This is a genomic window from Bifidobacterium actinocoloniiforme DSM 22766, assembly GCF_001263395.1.
GTDB classification, from domain to species: Bacteria; Actinomycetota; Actinomycetes; order Actinomycetales; family Bifidobacteriaceae; genus Bombiscardovia; species Bombiscardovia actinocoloniiformis.
In genome coordinates, this window is record NZ_CP011786.1 from 1,509,180 (window position 1) to 1,531,188 (window position 22,009).

Below are 22,009 nucleotides of genomic sequence, written 5' to 3' on the forward strand. Positions count from 1 at the left end.
CCAGTATTGCGGCGAGCGATACGGCGAGCGCCAGGGCGGGCATAACTCAACCAGCGAGGCGTCGTCCCCCGGGGCGGCGCCTTTGCCTTACCCAAGCCCCCTGTGCCACACTGGTGGGGTGGAAGATTCCGGTATGACCATCCCCTGGCGCGCCCCCATGCAGGGCGCCTTGCGGGAGGCTGCGCTCGCCCAGGCGGCCGGCGACGTGCCAGTCGGCGCTGTCGTCCTCGGCCCTGATGGCAGCGTCCTGTCCCGTGGCCACAATCTTCGCCAGGCTCAGGGCGATCCGTTGGCCCACGCCGAGGTGGAGGCCTTGCGCGCGGCCGGCTCCTGGAACCTGTCGGATTGCACGCTCGTCGTCACGCTTGAACCCTGCCCCATGTGTGCTGGCGCCGCGCTCGCCGCCCATGTGGGCCGTATCGTCTTCGGTGCCTGGGATCCCAAGATGGGAGCCTGCGGTTCGGTCTGGGACCTGCCCCGCGACCCGCACGTCGGCGCCCGCCCCGAGGTGGTCGGTGGCGTCGAGGAGGCCGCCTGCACCGCCTTGCTCGCTGGTTTTTTCGCAGCCCGGCGTTAACCCCCCCCCCCTGGATTCGCCCTGCTATCGGCGCCTTGCGTTGCACCGGCCTCCCGGTTCCCCACCTCCCGTTTCCTCGCTATTGCCCACCCCCTAGCCAAGGCGTGTCCACCATCTGGACAACGGCGTCCGCGCCCCTGCCCTTTCCGGCATACTGCCATATAACCGTCGGGTCTCTCAGCGTGGCGTATCCATTCCGGCCGCGCGCCCGTCGGCAGGCTCGCTCAAGCGGCCTGGGTCTCACGAAAGGGGCGGAACGATGAAGTATACGATGATCGGCGCTGGCGCGATGGGGTATCGGTACGGCGTTCTGCTGCAGGAGAAGGTGGGTGTCCAGGTCGATTACATCGATACCTGGCAGCCCAATATCGACGCGGTTCGCCAGCAGGGCGGCGTCTACGCCTCCCGCGACCACGAGGACCGCCACCTGGTCCCGATCAACATCTACACGCCGGAGGAATACGAGGGCGACCCGGACGTGTGGATGATCTTCATGAAGCAGATGCAGCTGGAAGAGATGCTCAAGCGCTGCGCTCACCTGTTCAAGGACCATCAGGTCGTCTTCTCCGCCATGAATGGTTGGGGTCATTTCGAGAAGATCAACCAGTACTTCCCCGCGGACCGCATCTATGGCGGCACGGCTCTGGTGGCGACGGTCCTCAACGGTCCAGGCGACGTGGACTTCATGGGCAAGGCGGGCGCCGGCTCCATGGAGATGTGCGCGATGAATGAGCAGATCACCGACGTTGAGAAGGCCATGGCCGCGGACTTTGACAAGGCCGGTTTCAACCCCACGGTCACCCGGAATTTCCACGGGACCTGCCTGGCGAAGATCATCTTCAATTCGGTGGCGAACACCCTGTGCACTATGTACCAGATTCGCATGGGCCAGTTCATCTCCTTCCCCGGCGCCATGAAGATGACTGCGCAGCTGGTCAACGAGGCCTACGATGCTTGCGAGCGCGCCGGTTACCAGATGACCCGCTCCCGGCAGGAAGAGATCAAGGCGATTGAGATTTCCAGCCGTGAGACTAACCCCCTGCACTACCCGTCCATGTATCAGGATCTGACCAACGGGCGCCCCACCGAAATCGATTACATCAACGGCTACATAGCTGAGCTGGGCCGTGAGAACGACTATGTATGCCGCACCCACGAGTTCGTGGTCCAGGGCGTTCATCTCGCTGAGCTGGCCTTCCAGATTCACCAAAAGGAGGCCAAGGACTAGACGGCAATGACTGAGGGCCGACCTGGCCCTAGGCCGTGTCTTCATAGGCGAATATCCCCTCCGGCGGTAGAATCGGAAGCAGGTGGGGACGTTCGCCTTTCTCATATCCAGGGTCGCGTCCCGCACGATGAGCCGGCGGGCTTGGGCGCTTACTGGAGAGCGCATGGACTGGTCGGCGTGAGAGGGGTTGTGATGTCACGTCTGATTATCGTCTCGAACCGGCTGCCCGCTTCGCTGGAGGCTTCGGCGGACGGTTCATACTCCTTGCGGCAGAACGTGGGCGGTCTGGCCACCGCCATCGGCCCCTACCACAAGGCCCACCGTGACTGCCTGTGGATCGGCTGGTCCGGCATCGACCCTGACCAGTATACGGATGAGGAGCTCGAGAAGATCCGTCAGGCTTACCGGGACCGCCGCTGCATCCCTATTTTCCTGAGCGATGAGGAGATTAACGGCTACTACGCCGGCTTTTCCAACAACACCCTGTGGCCGCTCTTCCACGATTTCTCTCACGAGGCGCAATTCAATCCAGACGACTGGGAGACCTACCGCAAGGTGAACATGCGTTTCGCCCAGGTGATCGAGCCCCTGGTCCTGCCTGGCGACACGATTTGGGTCCAGGACTACCATCTGATGCTCCTGCCCAAGATGCTGCGCGAGCGCTATCCCAAGGCTTCAATTGGCTGGTTCCTGCATGTCCCCTTCCCCTCGGCGGAGATTTTCCGCTCCCTGCCCTGGTGCCGGGAGATTCTGGAGGGTGTGCTGGGCGCCGATTTGGTGGGTTTCCACACCACTGATTTCGTCATGAGCTTCCTGGCTTCCATCTACCGGCTCCTGCCTGAGTTGACTGTCGACCAGGATGGTTTGGTCCACATGCCGGATGGTCACCGGGCAGCTGTGGACGCTTTCCCGATTGGCATCGACTACAACCTCTACGCCCGCACGGCCCGCTCCTCCCTGGCTCGGGCCATGCGCCGGGGCATTGAGGAGTCCGCCGGCAAGAACACCGGGCACCGCTACCGTTCCTCCGTGACGGCCGAGGGCGACGCCGCCGCCGAAGCCGGCGATAGGGACGCCACCTGGTGGAGCCAGCATAAGCTGGAGGACCTGCCCGAACTCACCTTGGCCCGTTCGGCCGCTTCGTCAATCGGCCGCAAGGAGAACAAGGTCATCGTCTCGGTGGACCGCCTGGACTACACTAAAGGCCTGCCCGAACGGCTGAAGGCCTTCGGTCGCATGTTGGAGAAGTACCCTGAGTGGACCGGTCACGTCACCTACTACCTGCTGGCCACCCCCTCCCGCGAGGACGTGGAGTCGTACCGGCGGCTGAAATCCCAAGTGGATGAGCTGGTCGGACAGATCAATGGGCGCTACTCCCTGCTCGCTTGGAACCCCATCCACTACATCACCCGTTCCCTCTCAATCAAGCCGATTTGCGGGATTTACGCGGCTGGCGACGTGGCTCTGGTCACCCCCCTGCGAGATGGCATGAACTTGGTGGCCAAGGAGTATCTGGCATGCCACGACGGCCGTGAGGGCGCTCTGGTCCTGTCCGACATGTGCGGTGCCGCCGACGAGTTGACCGATGCCTTCATCGTCAACCCCTACGACATCGATATGGTTTGCGAGGCGCTCCACGACGCTTTGGAGATCAGCCCGGACGAGTCCCGGGCCCGCAATATGCGCATGCAGGCCCGGCTGAAGGTGCGCACCGCCTCCAATTGGTGCACGAGCTTCTTGAACATTTTACGCCAGGTCACCACGTCGGGCATGAGCGACAAGCGCTTGCGGACGGGTTTGCGTAATGAGATGGTGGACTCCTGGCAGAAAGCTAGCCGCCGGCTGATCCTGTGCGACTACGACGGCACGCTGACCCCATTGGTGCGTAACCCCGATCGGGCCAAGCCGACCAAGGCCCTACGCCGGATTCTGCGCCAGGTGGGCTCGCAACCGGGTGTGGATCTCTTCCTGGTCTCCGGCCGCAGCCACACGACCATGGAGGAGTGGTTCGCTGATTTACCGGTTGGCCTAATCGCGGAGCATGGCGCGTGGAGCAAGCCGATTGAGCGCTCGGATTCCGGCCCCAGCCAGTGGAGGAGGGCTCCGGGCCTGCCGGTGGCTGAGCAGTGGCAGCCGATGGTCGAGCCGATCATGGAGGAGTCCGTCCAACGGGTGCCCGGGTCTTTCATAGAGGTCAAGTCGGATGCCTTGGCTTGGCATTACCGCAAGAGCGACCCCAAGCAGGCCGAGGCCGAGCGCGACGACTTAGCCGCCCGACTCAGCGCCGCAGTCGCAGGCAAGGGTCTGATGGTGATGCGCAATTCCAAGGTTTTGGAGGTCTCCCCGGTGGCCACCAGCAAGGGGCAGGCCGTCTTGCCGTGGATCACCAGCGGCGATTATGACTTCGTGCTCTCCCTGGGGGATGACGCCACCGATGAGACCATGTTCGCGGTCATGCCTGATTCGGCTTGGTCGGTAAAGGTCGGCCCAGGGGTCACTAAGGCCCGGGCGCGCCTGCTTGATCCCGCCGCTGTCCGCTACCTTCTGCTCGATTTGGCCGCCGGCACGGCTTCGGGAGCCGAACCCAAGACCCGCACGGCTGGCGTCCCCGGCAGCTTCGCCCGCGGCGAGTCGTGATACCGGACTACCCGCGTTTGCAGCGCCCAGCCCGACTCAGCGCTGTCGCTTGCTTCGCGTGATCGTCTCGTCGACCAGTTCAGGCAGGGCGTCTTGGATGGGTCCGCGAATCAACCGCTGGGCCAGCCCGTCGTACTGGGTGCGCCCCATGTTCATGATGGTGATCGGCACCTCTGCTTGGGCTGCGGCGGGCACGAGCGAGGCCGCCGGGAAGACCTCAAGCGTCGAGCCGATCACCCAGAGCTCGTCGGCGCGCCTGACTTCCTTGAGGCTCTTCTCCATGGCCCCGTCCGGCAGCGCCTCCCCGAAGTAGACCACGTCGGTCTTGATGATGCCCCCGCAGGGCAAGTCCCCCTGGTAGGGCAGCGGACGCCGGCAGTGAGGGTCGGGCTCCTGGTCGAGCCGGTCCATGATTTCACTGGTCCGGTAAGCGGCCCCGCACTTCATGCAGTGTGAGCTGCCGATGGTCCCGTGCAGGTTGACGATCAGCTCGGGTGAGTTGCCGGCTTTCTCGTGCAGGGCATCGAAGTTCTGCGTGGCCAGCAGGGTCAGCGTTCCTGCTTCTTCGAGCTTGACCAGCGCACGGTGGGCCACGCCAGGCTGCGCGGTCCAAACCGGCGATTCCTTCTGCCAGCGCCAGGAGTATTCACGGGCGCGCTTGTTCGTCAGGAAGGCGTCCAAGTCGTAGACCTGCATCTGATCGGGATGCTTGGTCCACACGCCGTCGGGCCCGCGGAAGTCGGGTATGCCTGCGGAAGTTGAGATGCCGGCTCCGGTCAGCACGGCTATTCGTTTTGTTCTCGTATTTGTGCTCATGTCCCCGTCTTACCATGCTCGACGCGCCGGGCGCGAAGGTTTTTCGTCATGTGGTCGAATGTGCCCGGGTGGGAAAGTGCCTTGAAATCGTCTGGTATCGGTAAATCGACACGCCGATTCATCGCCGGTATAACAGTGTTTTGGGCACTTGTGAAAGTCAACGGTTTGCGTTTTTCGGCATTCTTCGGTAAGTTTATCTCTTGCCGCTTGGCGCGATGAATTCCACTCCTTGGTTTTCTCTTCTGCGCCAATGCAACTGTGGTTTGAGAACTCAATAGTGTGTTTGTACTGCTTATAGTTTTTTGATTGTCAGTCTGATGCCTGCCTGGCGTGTTTGCGTTGGGTGCGTGGGAGCGCTTAATTGGTGTCGGGTTTTTTTGTGTGGGCCTTCCATTGGACCGTTTGGTTTGGTGGTTGGCTTTTTTGTCAGTTTTGTATTGGGGCTTGTTTCTGCCCTTTCATTTTTTTTGTGGAGGGTTTGATTCTGGCTCAGGATGAACGCTGGCGGCGTGCTTAACACATGCAAGTCGAACGGGATCCAAGCAGCTTGCTGTTTGGTGAGAGTGGCGAACGGGTGAGTAATGCGTGACTAACCTGCCCTGTACTTTGGAATAGCTCCTGGAAACGGGTGGTAATGCCGAATGCTCCGCGCTATCGCATGGTGGCGTGGGAAAGGGTTTCTGGTATGGGATGGGGTCGCGTCCTATCAGCTTGTTGGTGGGGTGATGGCCTACCAAGGCTTCGACGGGTAGCCGGCCTGAGAGGGTGACCGGCCACATTGGGACTGAGATACGGCCCAGACTCCTACGGGAGGCAGCAGTGGGGAATATTGCACAATGGGCGCAAGCCTGATGCAGCGACGCCGCGTGCGGGATGACGGCCTTCGGGTTGTAAACCGCTTTTAGCAGGGAGCAAGCCTTCGGGTGAGTGTACTTGTTGAATAAGCGCCGGCTAACTACGTGCCAGCAGCCGCGGTAATACGTAGGGCGCAAGCGTTATCCGGATTTATTGGGCGTAAAGGGCTCGTAGGCGGTTTGTCGCGTCTGGTGTGAAAGTCCACTGCTTAACGGTGGATCGGCGCCGGGTACGGGCAGGCTGGAGTGCGGCAGGGGAGACTGGAATTCCCGGTGTAACGGTGGAATGTGTAGATATCGGGAAGAACACCGATGGCGAAGGCAGGTCTCTGGGCCGTCACTGACGCTGAGGAGCGAAAGCGTGGGGAGCGAACAGGATTAGATACCCTGGTAGTCCACGCCGTAAACGGTGGATGCTGGATGTGGGGCCCGTTCCGCGGGTTCCGTGTCGGAGCTAACGCGTTAAGCATCCCGCCTGGGGAGTACGGCCGCAAGGCTAAAACTCAAAGAAATTGACGGGGGCCCGCACAAGCGGCGGAGCATGCGGATTAATTCGATGCAACGCGAAGAACCTTACCTGGGCTTGACATGTTCCCGACGGTCGCGGAGACGCGGCTTCCCTTCGGGGCGGGTTCACAGGTGGTGCATGGTCGTCGTCAGCTCGTGTCGTGAGATGTTGGGTTAAGTCCCGCAACGAGCGCAACCCTCGCCTCGTGTTGCCAGCGGGTAGTGCCGGGAACTCACGAGGGACCGCCGGGGTTAACCCGGAGGAAGGTGGGGATGACGTCAGATCATCATGCCCCTTACGTCCAGGGCTTCACGCATGCTACAATGGCCGGTACAGCGGGATGCGACATGGCGACATGGAGCGGATCCCTGAAAACCGGTCTCAGTTCGGATCGGAGCCTGCAACCCGGCTCCGTGAAGGCGGAGTCGCTAGTAATCGCGGATCAGCAACGCCGCGGTGAATGCGTTCCCGGGCCTTGTACACACCGCCCGTCAAGTCATGAAAGTGGGTAGCGCCCGAAGCCGGTGGCCCAACCAGTTCGCTGGGGGGAGCCGTCTAAGGTGGGACCCGTGATTGGGACTAAGTCGTAACAAGGTAGCCGTACCGGAAGGTGCGGCTGGATCACCTCCTTTCTACGGAGATTTCTTGGAATCCTCGCGTTGTTTGACGTGGGGTCGTGGCCCTGGCGGCCGCCGTTGGGCGGGCGCGCGTGGGCTGTTCCACTGGTGCGGAAGCGATCATCGCTGTGGGTGGTATGGGCATGCTGTTGGGTTCCCGGGCCGCTGTTCGCGGCGCCTGGGCGCCATCCATGGCTGGCTGGCCCTTCGTGGGTCGTGTCGGCGGTGGCGTGGTGGTGGCTTGAGAACTGGATAGTGGACGCGAGCGATCATGGCTGGCCGTTGGCTGGTCGTGGTTGCTGCATGTTTTTCGCCGGGCCTCTGTTGTTCAGGGGTCTGGTTGATCGTTTGATGTGTTTTTGTGATCTTGATTGTGTTGATGTGTCGTCTGGTAGGCTGTGCGCCGCGTCGTGGTCCCGGGGGTTCGCCCTTGGGGGTCGCGTCGTTGGTAAGGGCGTATGGTGGATGCCTTGGCAGACAGGACCGATGAAGGGCGTATGGGGCTGCGATAAGCCTCGGGGAGCCGCCGACAGGGCTTTGATCCGAGGATTTCCGAATGGGGTAACCCGCCGGCCGTCATGGGCCGGCACCGTTTTTGAACGGGGGGTACGCAGGGAAGTGAAACATCTCAGTACCTGCAGGAAGAGATATTCCGTGAGTAGTGGCGAGCGAAAGCGGATGATGGCTAAACCTTTGCCGTGTGATACCCGTCGGGGGTTGCGGTAGGGGTGTTGTGGGACGTTCCGTCCAGGGGCCGGCGACCCTGGGGGCAGTGATAAAGCCGCGTGTGAGGCGAACAGGATTGAATGCCTGGCCGTAGAGGGTGATGGCCCCGTAGCCGTCAGCGCGTGGCCTGCTTGTGGGCGCTCCCGAGTAGCGCGGGACTCGTGGAATCCCGTGTGAATCCGCACCGACCGTGGTGTAAGCCTGAATATGCCTGTCTGACCGATAGCGAACGAGTACCGTGAGGGAAAGGTGAAAAGCACCCCGGGAGGGGAGTGAAATAGTTTCTGAAACCGTGCGCTTACAATCCGTCGGAGCCTGGGGTTTGCCCTGGGTGACGGCGTGCCTATCGAAAAATGAGTCTGCGAGTCAGTGGTGCGTGGCGAGGCTAACCCGTGTGGGGCAGCCGTAGCGAAAGCGAGTCTGAAAAGGCGTTTTTCAGTCGCGCGCCCTGGACCCGAAGCGGGATGATCTAGCCCTGAGCAGGTTGAAGCGCGGGTAAGGCCGCGTGGAGGACCGAACCCACTTAGGTTGAAAACTGAGGGGATGACTTGGGGTTAGGGGTGAAAGGCCAATCAAATTCCGTGATAGCTGGTTCTCTCCGAAATGCATTTTGGTGCAGCGTCGCGTGAGTGTCTGCCGGGGGTAGAGCTACCGGATGCCTGAGGGCCCTTGCTGGGTACCGAGGGCAGCCGAACTCCGAATACCGGTCAGGTGTATCGCGGCAGTGAGTCGGCGGGGGATAAGCTCCGTCGTCGAAAGGGAGACAGCCCAGATCGTCGTTTAAGGTCCCTAAGCGCGTGCTAAGTGGGAAAGGATGTGGAGTCGCATAGACAGCCAGGAGGTTGGCTCAGAAGCAGCCATCCTTGAAAGAGTGCGTAACAGCTCACTGGTCTAGTGGCTCCGCGCCGACAATGTAGCGGGGCTTAAGCACGCCACCGAAGACGCGGCAGCGCGTTCGTCGCGCTGGGTAGGAGAGCGTTCCGCGGGGGGTGAAGCGGCCGGGTGACCGGGCCGTGGACCGCGCGGAAGCGAGAATGCAGACATGAGTAGCGAGAGGCGGGTTGGAATCCCGCCCGCTGGATGACCAAGGGTTCCAGGGCAACGTTCGTCGTCCCTGGGTGAGTCGGGTCCTAAGGCGAGGCCGACAGGCGTAGTCGAATGGATGAACGAGTTGATAGTCTCGTACCGGCGTGAGCGCGTCAGGCTTGAACCGTCGATGCTGTGTCCTTCATCGGCCGGGCGGCCGCTTTCGGGCGGTTCGCCGGGTTGGTGGTTCATGGCGGGGGCGGGGATGGCAGCGCGGGAGCGACGCGATGGGATAGCCGGGCCGCGGCGGTGGTAGTCCGTGGTTAAGCGTGTGGCGCGCCAGGCAGGCAAATCCGCCTGGCATGAGCGTGAGGCGTGATGATGGGGGGTCTTGTGCCCCGAATCCGGTGTGTCCTGTCGCCTAGAAAACCTCCGGCGTGAGTTCTCATGCCGCCCGTACCCGAAACCGACACAGGTGGTCAGGTAGAGCATACCAAAGCGATCGAGCGAATCCTGGTCAAGGAACTCGGCAAATTGCTCCCGTGCCTTCGGCATAAGGGAGGCCCCGGGCGGTGAAGAGACTTGCTCTCGGAGCGGTTTGGGGCGGCACAGGCCAGGGGGTAGCGACTGTTTACCAAAAACACAGGTGCATGCGAAGGCGTAAGCCGCTGTATATGCACTGACGCCTGCCCGGTGCCGGAAGGTTAAGAGGATCCGTCAGCCCGTTCGCGGGCGAAGCGGTGAATTCAAGCCCCGGTAAACGGCGGTGGTAACTATAACCATCCTAAGGTAGCGAAATTCCTTGTCGGGTAAGTTCCGACCTGCACGAATGGCGTAACGACTTCCCCACTGTCTCGACCAGGAGCTCGGCGAAATTGCAGTACGAGTAAAGATGCTCGTTAAGCGCAGAAGGACGAAAAGACCCCGGGACCTTTACTATACCTTGGTATTGGCGTTAGGCAACGACTGTGTAGGATAGGCGGGAGGCTTCGAAGCATGGGCGCCAGCCCGTGTGGAGCCGTGATGTGAAATACCGCTCTGTTGTTGTCTGGCTTCTAACCTCGGCCAGTGATCCTGGTCAGGGACAGTGCCTGGCGGGTAGTTTAACTGGGGCGGTTGCCTCCTAAAGAGTAACGGAGGCGCTCAATGGTTCCCTCAGCCCGGTTGGCAATCGGGTTTCGAGTGTAATCGCACAAGGGAGCTTGACTGCGAGAGCGACGGCTCGAGCAGGGACGAAAGTCGGAGATAGTGATCCGGTGCCGGCGCACGGGCGCGGCATCGCTCAACGGATAAAAGGTACCCCGGGGATAACAGGCTGATCATTCCCAAGAGTCCATATCGACGGGATGGTTTGGCACCTCGATGTCGGCTCGTCGCATCCTGGGGCTGGAGCAGGTCCCAAGGGTTCGGCCGTTCGCCGATTAAAGCGGCACGCGAGCTGGGTTCAGAACGTCGTGAGACAGTTTGGTCTCTATCCTCTGCGCTCGTTGGAATCTTGAGGAGACCTGCCCATAGTACGAGAGGACCTGGGTGGACGAACCTCTGGTATGCCGGTTGTCACGCCAGTGGCACGGCCGGTTGGCTACGTTCGGATGGGATAACCGCTGAAAGCATCTAAGCGGGAAGCCCCCTCCAAGATAAGGATTCCATGCGCCTTCGAGGCGCGGGAGGCCCCACGCAGAACACGTGGTTGATAGGCCGGAGGTGGACACCCCGTAAGGGGCGGAGCCGACCGGTACTAACGGCCGATGACGACACGATCACGCCCTTGCCGTGTGGTGGGGGTCGTGGCGTGGCGTGAGCTTGCCGTGACGGACGGCCTTCAACGGGTCAGGGTCCGGCGCTTCAAGCGATCATGAGGAACACGCGTCCGCTAGCCGGTCCCCGAGCCAGCACCAAGCATCCCCGTCAACGCGGGGGTGGTTCATGGATTGTTGTTTGTTTTGCGGTGGTCATAGCCTGGGGGAGACGCCCGGTCCCATTCCGAACCCGGAAGCTAAGACCCAGCACGGCGATGGTACTGCACTCGGTAGGGTGTGGGAGAGTAGCGCACCGCCGCAACACAAACGTTCGAGAGCCCCGGCAAGCACCACGCTTCCCGGGGCTCTCACCACACCCACAGAAAATTGTATAAACCCTTATATGTCAATGTTCCGGTATCTGAGGTGATATGGTCCATCTGGAAGAGATCACCAAGGAGAACTTTTACCAGGTGATTGAGCTGAAGCGGCCCAAAGAAGAGCCCTATGTCGCCAGCAATGTCCTTTCGCTTGCAGAGGCCTGGTTGTATAGGAACGACGGCCAGGTGAGGCCTCAAGCCATTTATGCGGACGATACATTGGTGGGATTCACTATGACTTATGACGAGCTGGATCGGCCTGTGCGGAGCTTATGGCGCATTCTGATACCGGAAGAATATACGAATAAGGGGTACGGCAGCCAAGCCTTGAAACTGATACTGGCCGAGGCCCGGGAGCAGGGTGGTCTTGAAAAGGTGGAGTTGAGCTATGTGCCAGGCAATACGATGGCTGAACATGTCTATGAGCAAGTAGGTTTTCGGGCTAACGGGCGGATTGATGACGGCGAAGTGGTGATGGAATACACTTTATGAGCCCACACATTCAGCGGTGTTGGCTACAATAGGTTCGCATTCGCACAGAGAGGGGCATGGGCGTCCAATGCATTACTTCGTTCCAAAACGCTGCGCGTTCACCTCCAAAATCATGTACCACGACAAGCTCGCGGCCGAACGGGCGGCTGAGCGAAGCCAGCTGGAGCGCAGCGTGGACCTGTGGGTATACCGCTGCCAGGACTGCGGCTGCTGGCACCTGACCAGCCATGAGCCAGGAAGATACCTTGGCGGACCTTTCGCCAGAGGGCAAGGCCATAGGCACTCCCGTAAGCGTGGCTACAAACCCCGCCAGCGAAAATGAGTACGTGCCGGACCAGGAATAACATTCACCCAGTAGTAGAGAACAGGGTGAAGGCGACGTGAGAAGAAAAGATAACATGATGAATGTTTAGTAACTTGAAATGGAAACGTTACCAGTATATGATGTTAATCAGCTCTGATAGCAGAGGTGCAACAAGGTATTATCCCTACAGTACTGTGGGTTGCCGCGTCTAATCAGAGTTGATTTGGTAACGATGCTAAAAGGAAGGTATTGGGCAATAATGTCTTCGCTGAAATGGGGTAATAGCGAACTGGAGTTAGAGTTCGGTATTGCTTCGACGCGCCCAGTCGTCATTCGTTCCGTGACCATGCTTTCCGCCGCGCGGCATTCGACATCTGCTATTGGGGAAACCATTGATGCCAACACGAATCTGGGTGCCGGTGGGGGAAATGAATCGACGGAAACCAAGGTGGTTTTTGAGCGGCCAATGCCGGTGGTAGAGCTCATGGCCGCACAGCGAGGCAGTGGGCACACCAAATGCAGCAGACGGTTGATTGAGACATCGCTGGGCGCGTCTCTCAGATACACCGGCGCTGTGAAGAAACATACTGATGACGCGGATATGCTGACTATATCAATGGACAGCGAACTGGGGTTGGCTGTAAACCTGAGTTTTGAGCTGCCGGCGGGTTGCACCATGATGCGGGTGACAGCAGAGGTGACGAATACGATTGACGCGCCGCTGGTACTGGAATCCTTGGCTGTATGCTGTCTACCGTTCGGAGTGCGAGCCCATAGCGGTGGTGAGAAAAGCACCGACCTGCTGGACGGCTGGGCCCTCACAGAATGCGCCGCAGATTGGCTAGGCGAAGGTCGCTGGGCCACGAACCCCATGCGGCGGTTGTGCCCGGCCCTCGGCAATGACCTGGTGGGGCGGAATCCGCAAGGGGCACACTCGGTCGTCTCGGAAGGTACGTTCTCGACGGGCACCTCGATGCCTATGGGGATTGTGAGCAACCAGGGGGAAGGCATAGCCTGGCTCTTCCAGGTGGAGCACAACGGAGCCTGGCGCTGGGAAGTCGGTGAGAGGGAAGACAAGGAGGGGTACCTGGCCCTCAGTGGTCCCACTTACCGCGACCATGGCTGGTCCACAACCCTGATGAAGGGATGCAGCTTCACTTCGGTACCTGTTTCAGTGGCTTTGGGGCACAACGTGGATGATGTGATCGCCAGCGTTACCCGGTACCGCCGAATGGAGCATTCTGCCCTTGATGAGATAGGACGCCCCGGGATTATTTTCAATGATTATATGAATACGCTGAACGGCGATCCTACCCGGGACAAGCTTATGCCGCTAGTGGAGGCTGCCGCACAGGTCGGCGCGGAAGTATTCTGCATCGACGCCGGCTGGTACGACGACACCGGCGATTGGTGGCCTTCCGTGGGCGAGTGGATGCCCTCCAGCAAGCGCTTCCCCAACGGACTATCCGAGGTAACCGACGCTATCCGAGAGCGTGGGATGGTGCCGGGCTTATGGATGGAGCCTGAGGTGATTGGCGTGAAGAGCCCGCTAGCCGCTGAACTGCCGGACGAGGCGTTCTTCTTGCACGCCGGGCAGCGGGTTGTGGAACAAGAGCGCTACCTGCTGGATTTCAGGAACCCGGTCGTGATAGAGCGAATGAATGGCGTAGTGGACCGCCTGATTAAACAGTTCGGCGTGGGGTATTTCAAATTCGACTACAACGTGATGCCCGGTCCCGGCACAACCTACAAGGCTGATAGTCCAGGAGATGGCCTGCTGGGTCACAACCGGGCTTATAGCGCTTGGATACAGGGGCTACACCGCAGACATCCGAACCTGATATTAGAGAACTGCTCGTCGGGGGGCATGAGGGAGGACTTTGCGCAGACAGCGCTTTTCCGCCTCAACTCCACCTCCGACCAGCAGGACTTCCGTAAATATCCAACCATCACGGCTACCGCGCCATTGGCGATGCTGCCGGAGCAAGCAGGGAACTGGGCGTATCCATCGGCCGAGATGGACGATGAGGAATTCGTTTTTGCGCTGGTGAACACCATGCCCGGACACTTCTTCATGTCCGGCTACCTCAACCGCTTCTCCGACCGGCAGATTGAACTAGTCAAGGTGGCCGTTGCGGCCTACCGTGAGAGCATCCAGCCGGTCATCACCCAAGCTGTTCCTTTCTGGCCATTAGGGCTGCCCCAGTGGGAGGACAAGAGCGTGGCTTTGGGGCTGGACTGTGGCGGTGGCCGAGCACTGCTGACGGTGTGGGCCCGCTGCTGTGAGGAAGGCCGGTTGAGCGTGCCGCTGCCGAAGTGGCGAGGCAAAGCCTGTGAAGTTCGGCCGGTCTTCCCTGCTTTTGATACTCGAGAATCTGGGATGCAGGCTTGGTCCTGCAACTGGGACGAAGAAGGAGGTGAACTCAAGCTAGAGCTGCCGAAAGGCATCTACACGGCTCGGATATATGAAATATCGGTGCGCTGATAATCACTGCGCCGGTTAAGGGGCGGCGGTGCAGTCCGCAGCGGGTATCCGCCCGGGCTGCTCGCTGATAATTGGAAGATACATTCGAGAAAGGGATAACGATGACGTTAATCCACAAGAGCACTAGCAAGCGCGGGACGGCCAGAGTCATACGGCTGCTGGCGGCAGTAACTGCGGCAGGACTGGGTGTTTCACTGATGGCGGGCTGCGGCAATCCTGCATCAAGCGCGGACGATACCGACACTTCAGCATCGGGATACTGGCCAGCAGCCCAGCAGAAGCTTGGCGGAGTGACCCTCAAGTTCTGGACCTCACCTCAGGCGAACAAGATCCCCGCCCAAGTAATTAAGGATTTTGAGAAGGCTACTGGCGCCAAGGTCGATCTGATAACGATTCCCGAGGTCTACGAGAACAACGCACAAACTAAAATCACCACCGGTGATGTGCCGGACTTGGGCTTCTGGCAGCCCACCAGGTCCATGCTTGCTGGTTTCGTGGCTCAGGGCAAGCTCCAGAAACTGGACAACGCTCCATTCGAGAAGAACTACAAGCCAGGTATTGACGATCAGGCGGGTCTGTACAACAAGACCCGTTATGCTGTGATGGTGAGCGCCCCATCGACCATGGGCGTTTACTATAACAAGGATGTGTTCAAGTCTGCGGGCGTGGATGAAACACCACAGAATTGGAACGAGTTCGTGCAGACTGCGGAGCACATCAAGGATGCCGATGTGCCTGGGGTGCAGTCGCCGCTGTTTGAGATGGGCGGTTCACAGTGGGGGACTCAGTGGGCCGTGCAGGTCCAGCTGGCAGAGGCAGCCAAAGCCGGGCTGTGGGATCGGGTGAACTCCGGCAAGGAGAAGTTCACCGATAAGACCATCATGGAGGCCATCACCAACTACCAGGACCTGTTTAAGAAGGGCCTATATAACGCGGACGCTGGTTCAGCTAAGGACACAGCCCAGGAGCAGGCGCTGTGGGACGGCAAGACCTCGATGATATTCGGCAACACCAGCCAATTCATGGCTGTTGCTGCGCTCGCCGGCAACGACAAGGCACAGTTGGACCAGAAGATTGGGTACTTCCCCATCTCCAAGGACGGCAACTACACTACGACGATTCCCGATGGGTCCAACGGCGTGGTGGCCTTCAAAACCGGAGACAGTAAGCGTGAGGCGGCCGCTCGTCAGTTCATCAACTTCTGGATGAGCGACGGGTACGAGGCATTCATCAAGCAACAAAATAACATCTCAGTGTTCAAGAACGTGGAATCGCCCAGCACAGTGCCGCAGGCGGCTCTGGACGCGTCCAAGTCCATCCAGCACAGCGTCGGCTCCATGCAGTTGCAGGCGCTAGCTAACCCTGACTTATACGTGAACCTGGCCAGCATGGTCAACGGTACGATGACGCCGCAGCAAGTGGCGCAGACTACCCAGGACCAGTTCGCCCAGGTGGCGAAGGCCCAAGGAGCCAAGGGCTTCTAGGCTGACCGGCGGGCGGCATCGCTCTTCCCGGCCGTCGCCCGCTTTGCCCCTCTCCCCAGGATCGTTGACGGAGACGAGCACTGCATTTATGGATTTAACAGAAAGGAGCTGCGATGTCTGAGCCAGTAACAGCGGCCGGCCGCGGTTCATCCGCAGAGAGCGGAGCTGCGTCTGCGGGCGCCCTTGAACGCGGGCAGAAGCTGGGCGGGGCACTCGGGTCAGGTTCCGCCAGGAGCGGCCGGGTGCGCGACAACGTCGTGCTGAAAAAGAACTATCCGCTGCGATTTCTGGTTCCCGCTGCGGCGGTGCTGATGATGTTCTTCTTCGTGCCGACCGTGCTCAACTTCATCTACGCGTTTACCGATTGGTCAGCTTTCAAGACGACTATATCCTTCAATGGGCTCGACAACTTCCTGAGTCTGTTCAATAACGGTATACTGCTGCGAGATTTGCGCATTACGTTAATGTTTGCCGTGTGCGTGGCATTCTTCCAGAATGTGTTCGGCCTGATTCTGGCGGTCCTGCTGGAAAGGGACACCACCGAGAACCGTATAGCCCGGGTGCTCTTCTTCGTCCCGGTGCTCATGTCCGCTTTGGCCGTCGGCTACGTCTGGCAGGCTATTCTGCAGGCCAACGGCGCCCTGGACCAGATTCTGAGCTTCTTCGCAGGGCACGCAATCAGCACGGCTTGGTTGGGCAGCACCACCTGGTCCATCGTCATTGTCTCCGCCATCCAAGGCTGGAAATGGGCGGGTCTGGCCATGCTCATCTATTTGTCTGGACTCAAGACCATTGACGAGGACATATTGGAGGCGGCGAGGATGGACGGCGCGAACGAGTGGCAGGTTTTTTGGAAAATCAAGTTCCCGTTGCTGGCTCCCGCGCTCACCTTCAATGTGGCCACATCCCTGTTAGGTTCGATGAATGGTTTTGATACTGTGCAGGCAACTACTGCGGGCGGCCCCGGCGGATCTACTGAAATTCTGAATTTATTTGTGTGGAGGACCTTCGGGCAGGGACTCTATTCGCAGTCGACCATGATGAGTCTGCTGCTCTTCCTGACCGTGATGGTTATCGCAATACCGCTCATCTGGTATTTGCGTAGGAGAGAGGCGAAAATCCTATGACGAACGCGAGTTTTGAGGCGAGTAAAATTAATTCCGGCGGTCATGTCGTCGGTACAGGTGGCGGGCGGAAAAGCCGGATCATACATTCCCTTGTGCTGGTCGTGCTGGTGGTGGCCTGTCTGGGTGTGCCCTTCTACTTGCTGGTGGTGACGGCGGGTAAAGACCAGGCGGAGGCGCTCAGGCTTTCCCTGGCGTTGCCCACCAAGTGGCATCTGTTCGAGAATTTTGGCACTGTGCTCTCCCAGGGCAAAATGATTTCGGCCTTCTTTGGCAGTTTACTGGTGACCGTCCCCTCGGTGTTGTTGGCGCTGGTGTTCGGTTCGATGGCTTCGTGGATCCTGGCGCGCCGTACTACCCGGATGATGGCCGTGGTGTACGCGCTATGCATCTCCGGGCTGATTTTGCCGCCGGCGGTGGTGACTGTGATGTTGCTGCTCAAGATGATTGGGTTGGCTGGTACGGCCATAGGTATGATTTGTGTTTATGTAGGTATCTACTTATCAACTGTGATTTTCTTCGTGACAGGCTTCATCAGAACGATACCGGTGTCGTTGGAGGAGTCGGCGCGCATCGACGGTGCCTCACCCATGCGGGTGTTCTTCACTATCGTGCTGCCCCTGTTGGGCCCGACGATGGCGTCCGCCACCATCCTGCTCATCCTCTACATTTGGAACGACGTGTTTTACGCCTTGTTCATCCTGTCCGGGAAGATGGATACCTTGCCGCTCAACCTCTATAATGTGGCGAATGCAGGCTTGTACCTGAACAACTGGCACTACATCTTCGCATACATCATTCTAATGAGCCTGCCGCTTCTGATTATCTTCGCTGTGGCGCAGAAGAAGATCATCTCCGGCATTACCGGTGGCGCGGTCAAGTGAGACCGGGATTGGTTGACCATCACTCACCACCGTCGGTTTGAAGCGATGGTTCAAAGTGTGGCAAAATCGAAACGGTGCTGAACGGTAGTCGTCGTACGGGTTCGCCTGGCTGAGGAATCGCTCCCTGGCCGGGCGAATCCGTGTAGGAAGAGGCAGTTCATGGTCAATGCGCAGCAGCGAATGCCGTCCATCAAGGACGTCGCTCGGCAGGCGGGAGTATCCGTTACGACAGTGTCGCGCTATCTCAACGGTGGGCCGCACCTGAGCGAGCAGAAGCGCTTGGCCATAGCCAAGGCGGTGGAAGAGCTTAACTACCGGCCCAACACAATAGCTCGGGCCCTGGTATCTAGCGAATTCCAGTCCATAGCCGTCATCGCGACCGACATCAGTCTGTATGGCACCATGCAACTGGTGCAGGGCATTGAGCAGGCGGCTCGCCAGCGCGGTTATCTGGTGACGGTGACGCTGGTGGGAAACGGTAGGGGAAACGTACGCGAGACCGTTGACCAGCTGATACGCAACAGGCCAATTGGCTGCGTTATCCTTGACATCGAACGGTCCAGCCTGCTGCACTCCTTTGCTGGATATATAGCGAAAGCGCTACCGACGGTGATTGTCGATGAGACGGACCGGACCCAAGGCAATCTGCCTATAGGCGCATACCATGGGGGTTATCAGGTGACCCAATATCTGCTTAGGCTTGGGCACAAGACTGTGTATCACGTGGCGATTCCTGAGAATGGCAACACATATACGCGCTCCTTTGGCTGGCGGAAAGCGCTGGAAGAAGCGGGGGCGGTGGTTCCCAGTCCGATACCTTGCTCCTGGGATCCGCGCGAGGCCGAGCAGATAGGGCGGTACCTTTCTTCGTACTTGGAGGTCACCGCGATTTTTGCGGGAAACGACGAGATTGCGGCCGGTGTCATACGTGGGCTACTGCTGGAGGGTAAGCGAGTGCCCGCTGACGTAAGTGTAGCAGGATTCGATGATAATCCAATCGGCGAGCTGACAGTGCCGAGCATCACCACCTGGCGGCAGGATTTTCAGGAGATTGGCGCGAGGGCGGTTAGCAGACTGGCCGATGAGCCCGACGGCAAGCCGGGCGACAAGAGTGGAGTGAGCGGCGGCAGAGCCTCGAGCGAAGGGTGCACAGTTGATGATGAGGTGCCGGCTCGGCTAATCATTCGTGAGTCCACCGCGCCGCCGCCTTCGCTGGCGGCAGCGGAGGGGTGAATTGCTCCGGGCGGGTATCGATGCGAGCCTTGTCGCCATTGTCTGGGGCTGTGTGGCGGGCGAGAAATACCAGTGGCTAGAGCGATTCTGGGGCAATCGGGGGATCAGCGGGTCCAGTCAAAGCCCTGCCGCTCGATGGAGGGCGCCATGGGGTGGTGGGCGTTCTCCTGGCCGAAGGCTTTGTCAGCTATGATCTGCCTGAAAGTCTTACGCGGTGCGTCCATATGGCGGATGTCCCGGTAGTAGCGGAACACGGTCTCGTCGAAGTCAGACAGAGCTTCGCCGATCTCGTCTTCGCTGGGTCTACGGTAAGAGTTCTCGAAAATCTGCGCTGGCCGGGGCATACGCGGCTTCAGAGCCGGACCCTGAGCCGGTTTCCCGATGGCGAGGCCCAGCACCGGGTAAACCAGTTTCGGCAGTTGCAGAAGCTCAATCAGCTCGTCTGGGTCGTTGAGGACCGAGCCCAGGATGACGCATCCTAAGCCGAGCGAGTAGGCGGCGGTCTCCATCGCGTGGAGGGCCAGGACCGCATCATTCTCCGACTGGAGGAAGACGTAGCTGGAGTTCAGGTTGAAGGAGTCCGCGTCCATGTCGGCGTCGGGGTTTTCCGCCGCTACCAGGTCTGCGTTGCGCCGTTGGTCAGCCAGGAAAATGTAGAGGAGGGGGGCTTGGACGATGTAATCCTGACCCGCTTCCTGGGCTATGGCTTGGGCAATCTTCGGATCGGTGACACGGATGGCTGACCACTCGTTGAAATAACGGCTGGTGGCGGCGTGCTGGGCGGCTGATTCCAAGGACTGCACGCTCGCGGGGTCAATGGGATCCGGGGAGAAGGCTCGAATGGAGCGACGCTCCAGCAGTACCCGGATGGTTTCATTGGGGGCCGCGCCTCGCAGGTCGGTAGGGGCGCAGCTGTGCATAGTACGGTCTTTTGGATTGGTCATACTGCCATTCTGACAGTCCGGGGGTATGAGCGCAAGGTTTGGAGCCGCGATTACGTTGCTCGGGAAAATCGGTGGTCTCAGATGCCGGTGGTGATATCGGACCCGTCTTAGGCTCAGTGTTTGTTCTGAGTGCGCTGGTGACGCCGGTCGATCAAGGCTTGGGAACCGCGATCGGAGAGTTCGGAGACCACTGCGGTAAAGGCCGCCGAGAGGGCCGCGAAAGCCACGCTGGCTAGGGCGGTCCCTTGTCCCTGACCATCGCCCTCCTGGTCTACGCCCGAATTGCGCGCCTTGGAACGCGCATCCCGCACCGAATCGAAGAGCTTGCCGGCCACTAGGCCAGTAACGCTGGGTAGGGCGAGCTTGACCAGCTTGTCGCCTAAGGAATCAGGATCGTTGTTCACATGCGCTCGCATCTCGTCCACCTTCTCGTCCAATTTGCGCAAGCGCTCCACCGCACGATCGGTGGCAGCGCTAGCATCATGCCTATCCGCTTGGCTCATGCCCCTCATTATCGCACAGGACGCCACGGTCCGCAGGGAGCAGCGCGCTTGAGCGAAAAGGGGTTTGCTGGATGTTAGTCTAGGACTATGGTAGACAAAGCTCAGTATGCCAACGATGAAGCTGAAGCAAGAGGTTGCCTGGTGCTCTTACGCCATGGAGAGACGGAGTGGAGCCAATCAGGACAATACACGGGCAGAACCGATCTGCCCCTGGTCGGACAGGGAAGGCGCCAAGCTGTCGAGGCGGGTCTACGCCTGGCCCGTGAGTTCCCGGATGGGTTCGACGATGGCTGCGTTTTCTCAAGCCCGCTGGACCGTGCCCAACAGACTGCGGCTCTGGCTGGCTTCGAGCATGCGCGAACCCTGGAGTCACTCGCGGAATGGGATTATGGTCGCGCTGAAGGCCGCCGTGAGGAGGAGGTCTCGCGTCTGCTAGGCAGGCCGTGGAAACTGTGGGAGGATGGTCCTGAAGCAATTGACCGCCGGCTGGGCGGTGACCGTGAGGCGCCTTTGCCTTCGGGCGGTGCCGTCCTTGTGCGGAATAGCGATGGTGAGAGCTTGAGGCAGGTGAGCGAGAGGGCCGCGGCTGTGGTGCGGCGGTTGCAGCCCTTGATCGAGCAGGGGCAGCGGGTCTTGTTGGTGGCCCACGCGCATGTGCTGCGCATACTCACGACTCAGTGGCTGGGCTTGGAGCCGTCTGCGGCCCAGCTCTTGCGCATGAACACGGCCCATTATGGCGTGCTGGGACGGTATAGGGGGGGCAACGTCCTTAAACGGTGGAACTGCTGATTGGAGCGTTATGAAGCTCCTCTCGCCTGATTCCGGTCTGATGCGTGGGCTATCGGATTTGGCTGATGCCGTTTGGATTAACGTCTTGATGCTCCTGTCCTGCATTCCAGTCGTGACTGTCGGCGCGGCCCTCACGGCTGCGCATGATGTTTGCAGGCGCTCGCTGGAGGGGCGGGGGCATGTGACAGCTGACTACTGTAAGGCATTTCGCGCTAACTTCTTGAAAGCTACCGGGCTTTGGCTGTTCTTCGGCCCCATGCTGGCCTTGTTGGTCTGGGCTTGGATTTTTCTGCAGATCACGCCTTTGCTGGTCGTCAAATTCGGGTTGTCTGTAGTCTGGGTTCTCGGCTTCGAGTGGGTGTGGGCCTTGCAGGCTCGTTTCGAGAATTCGCTGGGGCGCACGCTATGGAACTCCTTCATCTTTTCGGTCTCCCACATAGGCTCCAGCTTGACTATGATCGCCATGGACGCCCTCTATCTGGGGCTGATAGCGGCTTCCTGGGTTTACATGCCGCAAGGGCTCTTCTTACTGGTCATCCTTGGTTTCGGTAGCTTAATCATGCTCCACACCCCAGTTCTAGAGCGTGCCTTCGCTCGGTACGTTCGGCAGGAATCCTGGCGAGGGGCGAATCAGTCGATTCCGGGCGAACGTTAGGATA

General features: G+C 59.8%; 15 protein-coding genes and 3 rRNA genes. 15 read left to right on the plus strand and 3 right to left on the minus strand.

The window, feature by feature from the left end; all coding sequences use genetic code 11:
• Window positions 1-133 precede the first annotated feature (133 nt).
• From AB656_RS06175 to AB656_RS06185, 3 genes are all read left to right on the plus strand, one after another.
• A complete protein-coding gene (locus AB656_RS06175) occupies window positions 134-577 on the plus strand; it encodes a nucleoside deaminase (RefSeq protein WP_051905516.1) in 444 nt (147 codons plus the stop codon).
• Between the two features lie 259 nt (window positions 578-836).
• Window positions 837-1,805, plus strand: coding sequence for a ketopantoate reductase family protein (locus AB656_RS06180; protein WP_033504500.1), 969 nt, complete (start codon window positions 837-839; stop codon window positions 1,803-1,805).
• Window positions 1,806-1,997: 192 nt separating this feature from the next.
• Complete coding sequence (locus tag AB656_RS06185; RefSeq protein ID WP_051905517.1) at window positions 1,998-4,442, plus strand: bifunctional alpha,alpha-trehalose-phosphate synthase (UDP-forming)/trehalose-phosphatase; 2,445 nt, start codon at window positions 1,998-2,000, stop codon at window positions 4,440-4,442.
• A gap of 36 nt (window positions 4,443-4,478) precedes the next feature.
• On the opposite strand, the gene AB656_RS06190 is transcribed toward AB656_RS06185, so the two are convergent.
• Window positions 4,479-5,258, minus strand: coding sequence for an SIR2 family NAD-dependent protein deacylase (locus tag AB656_RS06190; RefSeq protein ID WP_033504498.1), 780 nt, complete (start codon window positions 5,256-5,258; stop codon window positions 4,479-4,481).
• A gap of 466 nt (window positions 5,259-5,724) precedes the next feature.
• Here AB656_RS06190 and AB656_RS06195 point away from each other — a divergent pair.
• The 10 genes from AB656_RS06195 to AB656_RS06245 all read left to right on the plus strand — a co-directional run bounded on the left by AB656_RS06195 (window position 5,725) and on the right by AB656_RS06245 (window position 19,114).
• Window positions 5,725-7,252: ribosomal RNA gene (locus AB656_RS06195) — 16S ribosomal RNA — on the plus strand.
• A gap of 423 nt (window positions 7,253-7,675) precedes the next feature.
• A 23S ribosomal RNA gene (locus AB656_RS06205) occupies window positions 7,676-10,750 on the plus strand.
• 183 nt (window positions 10,751-10,933) lie between these two features.
• Window positions 10,934-11,050: ribosomal RNA gene (rrf, locus tag AB656_RS06210) — 5S ribosomal RNA — on the plus strand.
• Together the 16S, 23S and 5S rRNA genes form the textbook arrangement of a ribosomal RNA operon.
• A gap of 109 nt (window positions 11,051-11,159) precedes the next feature.
• Window positions 11,160-11,600 carry a GNAT family N-acetyltransferase gene (locus AB656_RS06215; protein ID WP_033504228.1) on the plus strand — a complete coding sequence of 147 codons (441 nt, stop codon included), beginning with the start codon at window positions 11,160-11,162 and terminating at the stop codon, window positions 11,598-11,600.
• Between the two features lie 67 nt (window positions 11,601-11,667).
• On the plus strand, window positions 11,668-11,922 hold the full coding sequence (locus tag AB656_RS08125; RefSeq protein WP_033504227.1) for a hypothetical protein: 255 nt from the start codon (window positions 11,668-11,670) through the stop codon (window positions 11,920-11,922).
• A 214-nt stretch (window positions 11,923-12,136) separates the two neighbouring features.
• A complete protein-coding gene (locus AB656_RS06225) occupies window positions 12,137-14,389 on the plus strand; it encodes an alpha-galactosidase (RefSeq protein WP_236681929.1) in 2,253 nt (750 codons plus the stop codon).
• A gap of 101 nt (window positions 14,390-14,490) precedes the next feature.
• Complete coding sequence (locus AB656_RS06230; protein WP_081924977.1) at window positions 14,491-15,873, plus strand: ABC transporter substrate-binding protein; 1,383 nt, start codon at window positions 14,491-14,493, stop codon at window positions 15,871-15,873.
• 242 nt (window positions 15,874-16,115) lie between these two features.
• Window positions 16,116-17,000 carry a carbohydrate ABC transporter permease gene (locus AB656_RS06235; RefSeq protein ID WP_236681864.1) on the plus strand — a complete coding sequence of 295 codons (885 nt, stop codon included), beginning with the start codon at window positions 16,116-16,118 and terminating at the stop codon, window positions 16,998-17,000.
• A complete protein-coding gene (locus tag AB656_RS06240) occupies window positions 16,997-17,881 on the plus strand; it encodes a carbohydrate ABC transporter permease (RefSeq protein ID WP_033504225.1) in 885 nt (294 codons plus the stop codon). Before AB656_RS06235 ends, AB656_RS06240 begins: the two co-directional genes overlap by 4 nt.
• 159 nt (window positions 17,882-18,040) lie before the next feature.
• Complete coding sequence (locus AB656_RS06245) at window positions 18,041-19,114, plus strand: LacI family DNA-binding transcriptional regulator (RefSeq protein WP_033504223.1); 1,074 nt, start codon at window positions 18,041-18,043, stop codon at window positions 19,112-19,114.
• Window positions 19,115-19,218: 104 nt separating this feature from the next.
• On the opposite strand, the gene AB656_RS06250 is transcribed toward AB656_RS06245, so the two are convergent.
• Window positions 19,219-20,058: a nitroreductase family protein gene (locus AB656_RS06250; RefSeq protein WP_144418955.1), complete on the minus strand. Its 840-nt coding sequence runs from the start codon at window positions 20,056-20,058 to the stop codon at window positions 19,219-19,221.
• Window positions 20,059-20,171: 113 nt separating this feature from the next.
• Window positions 20,172-20,561, minus strand: a complete 390-nt coding sequence (locus AB656_RS06255) for a DUF4235 domain-containing protein (RefSeq protein ID WP_033504222.1) — start codon at window positions 20,559-20,561, stop codon at window positions 20,172-20,174.
• 87 nt (window positions 20,562-20,648) lie between these two features.
• On the opposite strand from AB656_RS06255, the gene AB656_RS06260 reads away from it, so the two are divergent.
• Both AB656_RS06260 and AB656_RS06265 read left to right on the plus strand, forming a co-directional pair.
• Complete coding sequence (locus tag AB656_RS06260) at window positions 20,649-21,350, plus strand: histidine phosphatase family protein (RefSeq protein WP_033504221.1); 702 nt, start codon at window positions 20,649-20,651, stop codon at window positions 21,348-21,350.
• Between the two features lie 10 nt (window positions 21,351-21,360).
• Window positions 21,361-22,005 (plus strand): YesL family protein, encoded by a 645-nt coding sequence (locus AB656_RS06265; protein ID WP_051905461.1) that lies wholly within the window; start codon window positions 21,361-21,363, stop codon window positions 22,003-22,005.
• Window positions 22,006-22,009: the final 4 nt, after the last annotated feature.